Here is a 12,765-nt window from a genome sequence, read left to right on the forward strand (position 1 = left end):
AGCATCGCGGCCGCGCCGTCAGCGTGCCGCGCTCGCTGCGTCGGCGCGCGGTGCGAGCGCGCGAAGCGTTTCCTTGATCGTCGACACGCGGATCGCGAGATCGGGCGAGCGCGTCTCGATGCGCAGCTTGTCCTGGCCCGCGAGCTTGATGTGCCGGTGCTTCTGCACCATCTCGATGATCCGCATCGGATCGATCGGCGGATTCGGCTCGAACTGCAGCCCGATCGCGGCCTCGCTCGCGTCGATCTTGACGATGCCGAGCGGCTTCGCGGCCAGCCGCAGCCGGTGCGTCTCGACGAGCGCGTGCGCCTGCGGCGGCAGCTTGCCGAAGCGGTCGATCAGCTCTTCCTGGATGCCGTCGATCGCGTCGCCGTGCTCGCAGTTCGCGAGCCGCTTGTACAGCGACAGCCGCTCCTGCACGTCCGCGCAGTAGTCGGCCGGCAGGATCGCGGGCGCATGCAGGTTGATTTCCGTCGTCGCGGCGAGCGGGGCGGTGAGGTCGGGCTCCTTGCCGTTCTTCAACGCCTTCACCGCGTCGTTCAGCATGTCGGTGTACAGCTGGAAGCCGATCTCGTGGATCTCGCCCGACTGCTTGTCGCCGAGCACCTCGCCGGTGCCGCGGATCTCGAGGTCGTGCATCGCGAGATAGAAGCCCGAACCGAGTTCCTCCATCTGCTGGATCGCCTCGAGCCGGCGCTGCGCCTGCTTGGTCAGCGACTGCGGGTCATGGACCAGCAGGTACGCATACGCCTGGTGGTGCGAACGGCCGACGCGGCCGCGCAGCTGGTGCAGCTGCGCGAGGCCGAACTTGTCGGAGCGATGCATGATGATCGTGTTCGCGCTCGGCACGTCGATGCCGGTCTCGATGATGGTCGTGCACAGCAGCACGTTCGCGCGCTGCGCGACGAAATCGCGCATCACGCGTTCGAGTTCGCGTTCGTGCATCTGGCCGTGCGCGATCGCGATGCGCGCCTCGGGCACGAGCTCCTCGAGCATCGTCCTGCGGTTCTCGATCGTCTCGACCTCGTTGTGCAGGAAATACACCTGGCCGCCGCGCTTCAGCTCGCGCAGCATCGCTTCGCGAATCACGCTTTCCTCCTCGCGGCGCACGAAGGTCTTGATCGCGAGGCGCTTCTGCGGCGCGGTCGCGATCACCGAGAAGTCGCGCAAGCCTTCGAGCGCCATCCCGAGTGTCCGCGGGATCGGCGTCGCGGTCAGTGTCAGCACGTCGACTTCCGCGCGCAGCGCCTTCAGGGCTTCCTTCTGGCGCACGCCGAAACGGTGTTCCTCGTCGATGATCACGAGGCCGAGGCGCTTGAACTGCACGTCCGACGACAGCAGCTTGTGCGTGCCGATCACGATGTCGACGCTGCCTTCGTTGATCTGCGCGATCGCCGCGTTCACTTCCTTCGCGGTCTTGAAGCGTGACAGCTCGACGATGCGCACCGGCCAGTCCGCGAAACGGTCGGCGAAGGTCTGCGTGTGCTGCTCGGCGAGCAGCGTGGTCGGCGACAGCAGCGCGACCTGCTTGCCGCCCATCACCGCGATGAACGCCGCGCGCAGCGCGACTTCGGTCTTGCCGAAGCCGACGTCGCCGCACACGAGGCGGTCCATCGGCTTGCCGCTCGTCATGTCGCCGATCACGGCCGCGATCGCCGCGGCCTGGTCGGGTGTTTCCTCGAAGCCGAAGCTTTCCGCGAACTTCACGTAGTCGCGCGGCTCGAGCGCGAACGCATGGCCTTCGCGGGCCGCGCGGCGCGCGTACAGGTTCAGCAGCTCGGCGGCCGTGTCGCGGATCTGCTGCGCGGCCTTGCGCTTCGCGCGCTCCCACTGGCCCGAGCCGAGTGCGTGCAGCGGCGCGCTGTCGGGATCGGCGCCGCTGTAGCGCGAGATCACGTGCAATTGCGCGACCGGCACGTAGAGCTTGCTGTCGCCCGCGTATTCGAGATGCAGGAACTCGGTCTCGCCTTCGCCGAGATCCATCGACACGAGGCCCATGTAGCGGCCGATGCCGTGCTGCGCATGCACGACCGGATCGCCGACCTTCAGCTCCGACAGGTCGCGCACCATCGCGTCGACGTTGCTCGCCTGTTCCTGGCGGCGGCGCCCCGCGCGGCGGCCGAGCGCCCCGTACAGCTCGGTTTCGGTGACGATCGCGTAGCCTTCGCCCGGCACCGCGAAGCCGCTCGCGAGCGGCGCGACGCCGAGCGCGAAGGGCGCGTCGCTTTCGAGCCAGCCCGCGAAGTGGTCGTTCGACGTGGGGCGCAGGTGATGTTCGGCGAGCAGTTGCAGGATCGTTTCGCGGCGGCCGGCCGATTCGACCGTCAGCAGCACGCGCTTGCCCGACGACTGGACGAACGTGCGCAGCGCGGCGAGCGGATCGTCCGCATGACGGTCGACGGTGAGCTCGGGCAGGCCCGTCGCCCAGCCGCCGGCCGGCTGCGCGGGCAGCACGACGCGCGCGAACGGCTTCGCGAACGCGAAGAAGTCCTCGTCGGACAGGAACAGGCGCTGCGGCTCGAGGATCGGCCGCTCGCGATCGTGCGCGAGGAACGCGTGGCGTTGCTTCGTATCGGCCGTGAAGCGGCGGATCGACGCTTCGAGATCGCCGGTGAACACGAGGTGCGAATCCTGCGGCAGGTAGTGGAACAGCGTGGCCGTCTCGTCGAAGAACAGCGGCAGGTAATACTCGATGCCGGCCGACGGCACGCCGTTGCCGATGTCCTTGTAGATCGGCGCGCGGCTCGGGTCGCCTTCGAAGGTCTCGCGCCAGCGGCTGCGGAACGCCGTGCGCGCCGCTTCGTCGAACGGAAACTCGCGGCCGGGCAGCAGGCGCACGTCGCGCACCGGGTAGAGGCTGCGCTGCGTATCGGGATCGAACGCGCGGATCGAGTCGACCTGGTCGTCGAACAGGTCGATCCGGTAGGGCAGCGGCGAGCCCATCGGGTACAGGTCGATCAGCGAGCCGCGCACGCAGTATTCGCCGGGCCGCACGACCTGGCTCACGTGCTCGTAGCCGGCCAGCGTGAGCTGCGCCTTCAGCTTCGCCTCGTCGAGCCGCTCGCCCTGCGCGAACGCGAAGGTGTACGCGGCCATGAACGACGCGGGCGGCATCCGGTACAGCGCGGTGGTCGCGGGCACCAGCAGGATGTCGCAGCGGCCCTCGCCGAGGTCGTGCAGCGTCGCCAGGCGCTCGGAGACGAGATCCTGGTGCGGCGAGAACGTGTCGTACGGCAGCGTCTCCCAGTCCGGCAGCAGGCGCACGCGCGCATCGGGCGAGAAGTAGCGGAGTTCCTGCGACAGCCGCTGCGCGTCGACCGCGTTCGCGCAGATCACCGCAAGGAGCGGGACCGCGTCGCGGTTGTCGGCGAGATAGCGGGCGATGGCGAGTGCGTCGGCGGAGCCGTGCGCGCCGTCGAAGGCGAACCGCTGGCCCGGTTTGACACGGGCGACGGGCGAGGCGAACGGGGTGGAAGCGTTGTCTGGCATAGGGACGGCAGGGGTGGCGGGCACGGGCGCGGCGCGGCGCGCCGGTCGAGACGAAAGACCTATTATAAAATCCGCTTCTCGATTTCATCTTTCCGGCGTTTCTTCTTCGTGACTCCCCGACTTTTCGCCCTGATTCCTTGCGCCGGCACGGGCAGCCGTTCCGGTTCGGCCGTGCCGAAGCAATATCGCACGCTGGCCGGCCGCGCGCTCCTGCATTACACGCTCGCCGCGTTCGACGCGTGCAGCGAATTCGCGCAGACGCTCGTCGTCCTCGCGCCCGACGACACGCACTTCGACGCGCGCCGCTTCGCGGGCCTGCGCTTCGCGGTGCGCCGCTGCGGTGGCGGCTCGCGGCAGGCGTCGGTGCTGAACGGGCTGCTCGAGCTGGCCGAATTCGGCGCGACCGACCAGGACTGGGTGCTCGTGCACGACGCCGCGCGCCCCGGCATCACGCCGGAGCTGATCCGCACGCTGGTCGCGACGCTGAAGGACGATCCGGTCGGCGGCATCGTCGCGCTGCCGGTGGCCGATACGCTCAAGCGCGTGCCGGCCGGCGGCGACGCAATCGCTCGCACCGAGTCGCGCGACGCGCTGTGGCAGGCGCAGACGCCGCAGATGTTCCGCATCGGCATGCTGCGCGACGCGATCCTGCGCGCGCAGCGCGAAGGGCACGACCTGACCGACGAGGCCAGCGCGATCGAATGGGCCGGCCATACGCCGCGCGTCGTGCAGGGCAGCCTGCGCAACTTCAAGGTCACGTACCCGGAAGATTTCGCGCTCGCGGAAGCGATCCTCGCGCGCCCCGCGAACGCTTCCTGACTTTCACCTCATCTCAAACCGGATTACGCATGGATTTCAGAATCGGACAAGGCTACGACGTGCACCAGCTCGTCCCGGGGCGCCCCCTCATCATCGGCGGCGTGACGATTCCGTACGAGCGCGGCCTGCTCGGCCACTCGGACGCGGACGTGCTGCTGCACGCGATCACCGACGCGCTGTTCGGCGCGGCGGCGCTCGGCGACATCGGCCGCCATTTCTCCGACACCGACGCGGCGTTCAAGGGCGCGGACAGCCGTGTGCTGCTGCGCGAGTGCGTCGCCCGCGTGAAGGCGGCCGGCTTCACGATCCAGAACGTCGACAGCACGGTGATCGCGCAGGCGCCGAAGCTCGCACCGCACATCGACGGGATGCGCGCGAACATCGCGGCCGATCTCGGGCTGCCGCTCGAGCGCGTGAACGTGAAGGCGAAGACCAACGAGAAGCTTGGCTACCTCGGCCGCGGCGAGGGCATCGAGGCGCAGGCCGCCGCGCTGCTGGTGAAGCAGGGCGCGTGAGCGCCCGATGCCGGCCCGAAGCGGCGCGCCGGTTGCGCCGCCGGAATGAAAAATGCCACGCGTTTGCGTGGCATTTTCGTTTTGCGGTCCGGTGCGGCGCGGATGGCCGCCGCACCGTGCTGCCGCTTGCGCGAGCGCTTATTCGCCTTCGGCGGCGATCACTTGCGCGGCGGCGTTGATCACCGACGCGATGCGGCCGACGTCGCGCAGCTGCGTCGTCGTCATCCCTTGCTCGTTCTTCAGCAGCGCGTAGTGCGACTTCACGCAGAAGTGGCACTTGCCGACGATCGACGCGGCGAGCGCGTACATCTCGAACCGGCGCTTGTCGACGCCGCCGTGCGACGCATACGCGCCCATCCGCAGCTCGGCGCGCTGCGTCTTCAGGTCGGCGTCGTCGGCCATCTCGACATACGGATACCAGGTGTTGTTCATCCCCATCAGCGCGGCCGCCGTCAGCACGGCGTTCGTCTCTTCGGGCGACAGCACGCCGGCTTCGCGGATCGTCTTCACGAGCACGGTGCTCTTCGCCGCGACCGCCGCCGCCAGCGCGACGCCGACTGCATCGGTGCCTTCGAGCGACGAGCGCGAGATCGTGCCGTCGAGGTTCAGGCGAATGTCCTTCGCGTAGTCGGGGATACGCGCCTTAATCGAGTCGATGAATTCCATTGATATCTCCTATGGGTTGGCCGTTAAAAAAGCCCGCAGGCAGGACGTGCGCCGCGGGCTTCGTGCATCGATGCGCTTACAGCGTTGCGCCGCCGACTGCACGGTTGCACGGGCACAGTTCGTCCGTTTGCAGGCCGTCCAGAATGCGCAGGACTTCTTCCGGGCTGCGGCCGACGTTCAGGTTGTTCACCGAAACGTGCTGGATCGTGTTGTCCGGATCGACGATGAACGTCGCGCGCAGGGCCACGCCGGCTTCCTTGTCGCGCACGCCGAGCTGGTCGATCAGCTCGCCCTTGACGTCGCCGAACGAGTAGTGGTTCAGCTTGTTCAGGTCCTTGTGCTCACGGCGCCATGCGAGCTTCACGAATTCGTTGTCCGAGCTGCCGCCGAGCAGGATGGCGTCGCGCTCTTCGAACTGCTTCGTCAGCTTCGCGAACTCGACGATTTCCGTCGGGCACACGAACGTGAAATCCTTCGGATAGAAGTAGATGATCTTCCACTTGCCCGGGAACGACGCTTCGGTGACGGTCTCGAATGCCGACTGGCCGTTTTCCTCGTGATTGTTGAAGCCCGGCTTCGCGGCTACGACGGTGAATGCTTCGAGTTTATCGCCCACGGTTTTCATGCGGATACTCCTGTATGAGTTGGGAAGAAGACTGAGTCAAGCTACCTCGGTGCTGCAACGTTGATGTGACAGCATGGGCAAGACTATAACACTATTAACAAAACGCTTCAATAGATTTTGACTAACGATTCCCATAGTTTTTTTCAACCGCGCCGATAGTGTGCCGCGCGGGAGGCGTGCGCGAACGCGTCACGCCGTCGCACGCGCCTTGCCGGCGCCGGGGAATTCGAGGGTGACTTCGAGGCCCGCTTCGGGGCTGCGGTTGCGCAGGCGCAGTGCGCCGCGATAGCGGCCGACGAGGCGCAGCACGATCGCCATGCCGAGCCCCGTGCCGTCCGCCTTGGTGCGCGCCGTGTCGACGCGGTAGAACGGCCGCATCACGAGCGGCAGCTGGTCCTCGGGGATGCCGGGGCCCTCGTCGCTCACCGACAGCTCGACGCGCGCGTGCGTCACGCGCGTCTCGAGCGTGATGCGCGACACGCCGTCGTCGCGGCTCTGGCCGTATTTGCGCGCGTTCTCGACGAGGTTGCCGATCACGCGGCGCATGTCGGTCTCGTCGGCTTCGATCACGGCGGTCGGCGCGAGCCGCGTGCGGATTTCGACACCGTCCTCGCCCGACACGCGTGCGGCGACTTCCTGCGCGATCGACGACAGGTCGACCGGCTCCGGCTTGCGCTGGGTCGGACGCGCGTAGTCGATGAAGGCCGCGATGATGCGATCCATCTGCTCGATGTCGTCGACCATCGCGTCCTTGGTCGCCTGGTCGGACGGGCTCATCTCGGTCTCGAGCCGCAGCCGCGCGAGCGGCGTGCGCAGGTCGTGCGAGATGCCCGCGAGCATCAGCGCGCGATCGGCCTCGAGCTGCTCGAGGTCGCGCACCATCTGGTTGAAGCTGCGGTTGGTGTCGGCCGCGACGCCCATCCCGCGCTCGGGCAGCAGTTCGGGCGTCTGGCCCGAGCCGATCTGCCGCGCGGCGAGCGCCAGCCGCGAGAACGGCCGGTTCACGAGGCTCGTGATGAACGCGGAGCCGAACAGCGACAGCGCGAGCGCGAACAGGCCCCAGCCGGCCCACTGCAGGCCTGTGACGCTGTCGAGCTGGTCGCGGTCGAGCGCGACCCAGTAATCGTCGTCGTCGATCTTGAAACTGATCCACACGCCCGGGATGTCGTTGACCGACTGCGCGATCACGGTATCGTCGCCGAGACGGCTGCGGATGTCGTGTTCGATCAGGCGGTTCAGCGATTCGTCGGGCTGCAGCTTGAACTTGTCGGTTTTTTCGCGCGGGTACACGCGCACGCCCTCGTTGCTCTCGAGATCCTGCAGCAGCGCGCGCCGCAAATCGGGATCGGAATAGAGCAGGGCGGTGCGCGTGAGCTTCACGATCGCGACGAGCTGGAGCGCGACGCGCTGCGCGCGCGGCTCGCGCTCGATCACGCGAAAGCTCTGGAACCACGCGGCGAGACTGACCGAGATCAGCAGCGCGATCAGCAGGAAGGTGCGCCAGAACAGCCCGCCGAACGCGAGCTGCAGGAGGCGCCGGTCGATGCGCATGGGACGGGCCGTGGACGGGCGAAACCGGAAAGGAAAAAGATCAGGCGGCGCCGTCCGGAATGAACACGTAGCCGAGGCCCCACACGGTCTGGATGAAGCGCGGGCTGCCCGGATCCGGTTCGATCAGCTTGCGCAGGCGCGAGATCTGCACGTCGAGGCTGCGGTCGAACACTTCGTATTCACGGCCGCGCGCGAGCTCCATCAGCTTTTCGCGCGACAGCGGCTGGCGCGGATGGCGTGCGAACACCTTCAGCACCGAGAATTCGCCGGTCGTCAGCGGAATTTCCTGGCCGGACTTCGTCAGCGTGCGCGTCGCGAGGTTCAGCGAGAACTCGCCGAACTCGAACACCTCGGTGGTTTCCGACGGCGCGCCCGGCAGCTCGGCCGGCGCCTGGCGGCGCAGCACCGCGTGAATGCGCGCGACGAGTTCGCGCGGGTTGAACGGCTTCGGCAGGTAGTCGTCGGCGCCCATCTCGAGGCCGACGATGCGGTCGACGTCCTCGCCCTTCGCGGTGAGCATGATGATCGGCGTGCGGTCGTTGCTGCCGCGCAGGCGGCGGCAGATCGACAGGCCGTCTTCGCCCGGCAGCATCAGGTCGAGCACGAGCAGGTCGAAGCGTTCGCGCACCCAGAGCTTGTTCATCGCGGTCGCGTTCTCCGCGACGTATACGTTGAAACCCTGCTCGCCGAGATAGCGGCGCAGCAGATCGCGCAGGCGCGGGTCGTCGTCGACGACGAGAATCTTGGAGGGGTTTTTCGTTTCCATGAGCGGCATCTTATCGCGAATGGGAAATCACGCACGGCCGCGTAATTTCGCACGTTACAGTCCGTTACAAAATTTACCCGTAGTGTCGCGCGGAGTAAAGGCAGGCTATAGAGATTCCTTTACTCGAAGCCGAAATTCGGTAGATACTCCCCTGCACTCCATCTTTCATCTTTGTACACCCGAATTCCGCAGGGTTTTTCAAGTACCAGAGGTAACCGGTTGCCGCGTGACGAAGGGAACAAATCGACCAAAGAAGCGAGGACGGTCATGCGATCTGCCCGGATTGCACTGATGCTGACGATCGCACTTGCCGGTCCATATGCGTCGAACTTCGCGTATGCGCAGCGCCCCGAGCAGGGCGCCCCGTCGCGCAAGCTGCAGCGCGGCAAAGCGCCGCAGTCCGACCGCGCCGCCGACATGGCGGTCCGTTCCGCCGTGCCTCCCGATCTCGATCAGCACCGTCGCGACGGGCACATGACGCCCGAGGAGCGCCACCTGCTGCGCCAGCACATCGAGGACGCCGTCCGCGAGCTGTACAAGCGCTGACACGCACGCGCCTTCGCATGGCGCGGAAAGATTCCGTAGCAATTTTTCGGTCAACTTTCGGCGGCGTGCTGCCGTTGAACCGGCATCCGCACCGCTGGTGCGTTCCGGGAGCCCACGACGATGAAAGCGACCGCTGCCGCCCCGGCATCGCCCGCCATGCAGGCGCCGCTCGACGCCGACGATGCGCTGTTCTTCCTGAGCCGTACCGGCTTTTCTCCCGCACCGGCCGAGGTCGCCCGCATCGTCGGGATGACGCGGGCACAAGTCGTGGCCGACACGCTCGGCAACGTGCGTCGCGACCCCGTGACGACCTGGCCCGACTGGCTCGCCGAGATGCCGCCGACCCGCGCGCAGCGACAGGCGCTGACGCCCGACATGCGGCGCGACGAGCAGCGCGAACGCAATCGCCGCTACGATGCGTTGCGCGCGGCGTGGGTCAACGAGATGGTCGCGACGCCGTCGCCGCTCACCGAGCGCATGACGCTGTTCTGGCACGGGCATTTCACGTCGGGGCAGGACAAGGTCCCGTATCCGCAGACGATGGCCGCGCAGAATGCGCTGTTTCGCCGCGAGGCGCTCGGCAATTTCGGCACGCTGCTGCATGCGGTCGCGAAGGATCCGGCGATGCTCCAGTATCTCGACGGCGCGAGCAACCGCAAGGGCCGTCCGAACGAGAATTTCGCGCGCGAGGTGATGGAGCTGTTCACGCTTGGCGAAGGGCATTACACGCAGCGCGACGTGACCGAGGCCGCGCGCGCGATGACCGGCTGGAGCGTCGATCCCGATACGCTGCGCTTCGTGGTGCGGCCCGAATGGCACGACGCGGGCGACAAGACGATCCTCGGCGAGACCGGCGCGTTCGACGGCGACGGGTTTCTCGACATCCTGTTGAAGCGGCCCGACACCGCCCGCTTCGTCGCGGGCAAGCTGTGGCGCGAGTTCGTGTCCGATACACCTGACGCCGGCGCGCTCGATGGCGTGGCCGAACGGTTTCGCGCGAGCGGCTACGACCTGCGCGCGGCGCTCGCCGCGCTCTGGTCGACCGACGCATTCTGGGATCCGCGCAATCGCGGCGTGCTCGTGAAGTCGCCGGCCGAGTTCGTCGTCGGGTCGGTGCGGCTGTTCGACGTCGCGTACGGCGATCCGCAGATGCTCGCGAACACCGTGCGCACGCTCGGGCAGAACCTGTTCTATCCGCCGAACGTGAAGGGCTGGCCGGGCGGCGCGATGTGGATCAACAGCACCACGCTGCTTGCGCGCAAGCAGTTCGTCGAGCAGTTGTTCCGCGCGACCGAGACGGCCGGCATGCGGGCGCCCGCGCATGCGATGGCGGCGCCGTCGCCGAATGCGCGCGCGATGCCGGTTGCCGACGCCGCGTCGATGGCCGGCATGCGCGGCGCGCCGGTGAAGCCCGCGCGCGGCGGCCTGCGATTCGATCTCGAACGCTGGCTCGCGCAGTATCGTGCGCGGCCGCAGGCGATCGCCGGATTGTCGACCGAGCTTCAGCTGCAGCACGCGGTGCTACCGGTGTCGCCGGTCGCGGCGATCGATACGGACTCGACCGGCAGTGCGTATCTCGAGGCGCTGCTGATGGATCCGGCCTATCAACTGAAATGACTGAAACGACTGAATCGACGACGAACAGGCGCGCTGCCGCGGTGGCCATGCCGCGCGGCGAACCGAAGGATGCACGATGAACCGACGTGATTTTCTGACGCTGACGGGCGCCGCGGCCGCCGCGGGCGTGTCGTTGTGGCAGCCGCCCGCGCAGGCTGCATCGATAGCCGCGGCGGGGCGGCGGCCGGTGGCCGGCTATGCGAACGTGCTGATCCTCGTCGAGCTGAAGGGCGGCAACGACGGCCTCAACACGGTGGTGCCGTATGCGGATCCGCTCTACTACCAGTTCCGCCGCAGCATCGGCATCAAGCGCGACCAGGTACTCCAGCTCGATGCGCAGACGGGGCTGCACCCGTCGCTCGCGCCGTTGATGCCGCTGTGGCGCGATGGACAGGTCGCGATCGTGCAAGGTGTCGGTTATCCGCAGCCGAACCTGTCGCATTTCCGCTCGATCGAGATCTGGGATACCGCGTCGCGCTCGGACCAGTACCTGCACGAAGGCTGGCTCACGCGCACGTTCGCGCAGGCGCCGGTGCCGCCGGGCTTCGCGGCGGACGGCGTCGTGCTCGGCAGCGCGGAGATGGGACCGCTCGCGAACGGTGCGCGTGCGATCGCGCTCGTCAATCCCGCGCAGTTCATCCGCGCGGCGCGGTTGGCCGAACCGTCGTCGCTGCGCGAACGGAACCCGGCGCTCGCGCACATCATCGACGTCGAGAACGACATCGTGAAGGCGGCCGACCGGCTGCGCCCGCGCGGCGGGATGCGCGAGTTCAGGACGGCGTTTCCGGCCGGTACGTTCGGTACGTCGGTGAAGACCGCGATGCAGGTGCTCGCGGCATGCGAGGCGTCGGGGCCTGGCGCGCAGGACGGCATCGCGGTGCTGCGGCTCACGCTCAACGGTTTCGATACGCACCAGAACCAGCCGGGGCAGCAGGCGGCGCTGCTCAAGCAGTTCGCGGAAGGGATGAGTGCGATGCGCGGTGCGCTGATCGAACTCGGGCGCTGGAACCAGGCGCTCGTGATGACGTATGCGGAATTCGGGCGGCGCGTGCGCGAGAACCAGAGCAACGGCACCGATCACGGTACCGCCGCGCCGCATTTCGTGATGGGCGGCCGCGTGGCCGGCGGGTTGTATGGTGCGGCGCCCGCGCTCGGGCACCTCGACGGCAACGGCAACCTGCCGGTCGCGGTCGATTTCCGGCAGCTGTATGCGACCGTGCTCGGGCCGTGGTGGGGGCTCGATGCGACGCATGTGCTGCAGCAGCGCTTCGACACGCTGCCGCTGCTGAAGGTGTGAGGTGGTCGTGCGCGAGGGCGCTGATCAGCGGCGGCGCGCGGCGCGCCACGCGATCCACAGCTTGCGGATCGGCGTCAGCGCGATGCGCTGGTGCAGCACCTGGTAGCCGTCGCGTTCGATTTCGTCGAGCAGCGCGCCGGCCAGTGCGATCTGCGCACGCAGCGTGCGCTGCGCGCGGCGTTCGGCTGCGGGGATCGCGGCTTCGGCGGCGGCGAGCGCTTCGCGCGCGCGGGCCGTCTGAAACTGCAGCAGCTCGGTGAAGGCCGGGCTGTAGCGGCGGTTCAGCAGGTCGGCCGCGGTCACGTTGTAGCGTTGCAGTTCGTCGATCGGCAGATAGATGCGGCCATGGCGCGCATCGTTGCCGAGTTCCTGCACGAATTGCGCGAGCATCAGCGCGCGGCCGGCATCCGCGGCCCACGGTTGCGGGTCGGCCGGATTCGCGGCGCTTGCGCGCGCGACCAGCGACGTGAAGGTGCTGCCGACCTGCGCGATGTAGCGCTGCAGGTTCGCGAAATCCAGGTAACGTGCCTGTTCGAGATCCATCCCGTAACCGTTGACGAGTGTGCGCAGCGCGTCGGTTTCGGCCGCGATCGCCGGGTGGTGCTGCGCGAGCGCCTTCGTGACCGGGTGCGACGGTTCGCCGGCGGCGAGCGCCGCGAGTTCCTTGTGCCACCACGCGAGCTTCGTGTGTCCGACGGTCGGATCGCTGGTTTCCTTGACGGTTTCCTCGAGTTCGCGGCGCAGCGCGAACAGGGCCGTCAGGCGCGGTTCGGCGGCGAGCGGCGCCTGGCGCAGCGCGTAGTAGACGCTGGAGCCCGCGGGGGCGGCCTTTTGCTGACAGTAGTCGTCGAAGTTCACGGGTGGGATCGTGGCG

At 67.8% G+C, this 12,765-nt stretch carries 11 protein-coding genes; 5 read left to right on the plus strand and 6 right to left on the minus strand.

The features are described from left to right. Nucleotides 1–18 precede the first annotated feature (18 nt). A complete protein-coding gene (gene mfd, locus U5771_RS08795) occupies nt 19–3,489 on the minus strand; it encodes a transcription-repair coupling factor (protein WP_322023598.1) in 3,471 nt (1,156 codons plus the stop codon). A 108-nt stretch (nt 3,490–3,597) separates the two neighbouring features. Here mfd and ispD point away from each other — a divergent pair, with 108 nt between their 5' ends. Both ispD and ispF read left to right on the plus strand, forming a co-directional pair. Beyond that, nucleotides 3,598–4,308 (plus strand): 2-C-methyl-D-erythritol 4-phosphate cytidylyltransferase, encoded by a 711-nt coding sequence (gene ispD / locus U5771_RS08800; protein WP_069241492.1) that lies wholly within the window; start codon nt 3,598–3,600, stop codon nt 4,306–4,308. 29 nt (nt 4,309–4,337) lie between these two features. Next, entirely contained in the window at nt 4,338–4,823 is a 486-nt protein-coding gene (gene ispF / locus U5771_RS08805) for a 2-C-methyl-D-erythritol 2,4-cyclodiphosphate synthase (protein ID WP_057925367.1), read from the plus strand. A gap of 138 nt (nt 4,824–4,961) precedes the next feature. On the opposite strand, the gene U5771_RS08810 is transcribed toward ispF, so the two are convergent. The 4 genes from U5771_RS08810 to ompR all read right to left on the minus strand — a co-directional run bounded on the left by U5771_RS08810 (nt 4,962) and on the right by ompR (nt 8,440). Further along, nucleotides 4,962–5,489: a carboxymuconolactone decarboxylase family protein gene (locus tag U5771_RS08810; RefSeq protein ID WP_044843722.1), complete on the minus strand. Its 528-nt coding sequence runs from the start codon at nt 5,487–5,489 to the stop codon at nt 4,962–4,964. A gap of 76 nt (nt 5,490–5,565) precedes the next feature. Continuing rightward, entirely contained in the window at nt 5,566–6,114 is a 549-nt protein-coding gene (locus U5771_RS08815) for a peroxiredoxin (RefSeq protein ID WP_043188036.1), read from the minus strand. Between the two features lie 189 nt (nt 6,115–6,303). Then, entirely contained in the window at nt 6,304–7,665 is a 1,362-nt protein-coding gene (locus U5771_RS08820) for an ATP-binding protein (RefSeq protein WP_322023599.1), read from the minus strand. Between the two features lie 40 nt (nt 7,666–7,705). Then, nucleotides 7,706–8,440, minus strand: a complete 735-nt coding sequence (gene ompR / locus U5771_RS08825) for a two-component system response regulator OmpR (protein WP_004192636.1) — start codon at nt 8,438–8,440, stop codon at nt 7,706–7,708. Nucleotides 8,441–8,698: 258 nt separating this feature from the next. Here ompR and U5771_RS08830 point away from each other — a divergent pair, with 258 nt between their 5' ends. From U5771_RS08830 to U5771_RS08840, 3 genes are all read left to right on the plus strand, one after another. Next, nucleotides 8,699–8,977: a hypothetical protein gene (locus U5771_RS08830; protein ID WP_322023600.1), complete on the plus strand. Its 279-nt coding sequence runs from the start codon at nt 8,699–8,701 to the stop codon at nt 8,975–8,977. Between the two features lie 120 nt (nt 8,978–9,097). Continuing rightward, on the plus strand, nt 9,098–10,594 hold the full coding sequence (locus tag U5771_RS08835; protein ID WP_322023601.1) for a DUF1800 domain-containing protein: 1,497 nt from the start codon (nt 9,098–9,100) through the stop codon (nt 10,592–10,594). Between the two features lie 76 nt (nt 10,595–10,670). Then, nucleotides 10,671–11,891 (plus strand): DUF1501 domain-containing protein, encoded by a 1,221-nt coding sequence (locus U5771_RS08840; RefSeq protein ID WP_322023602.1) that lies wholly within the window; start codon nt 10,671–10,673, stop codon nt 11,889–11,891. A 24-nt stretch (nt 11,892–11,915) separates the two neighbouring features. Here the strand turns inward: U5771_RS08840 and hpnD are convergent, their stop codons facing one another. Continuing rightward, nucleotides 11,916–12,749 (minus strand): presqualene diphosphate synthase HpnD, encoded by an 834-nt coding sequence (hpnD, locus tag U5771_RS08845; RefSeq protein WP_322023603.1) that lies wholly within the window; start codon nt 12,747–12,749, stop codon nt 11,916–11,918. Nucleotides 12,750–12,765 lie beyond the last annotated feature (16 nt).

It is taken from the genome of Burkholderia sp. BCC1977, assembly GCF_905339595.1.
GTDB lineage: Bacteria > Pseudomonadota > Gammaproteobacteria > Burkholderiales > Burkholderiaceae > Burkholderia.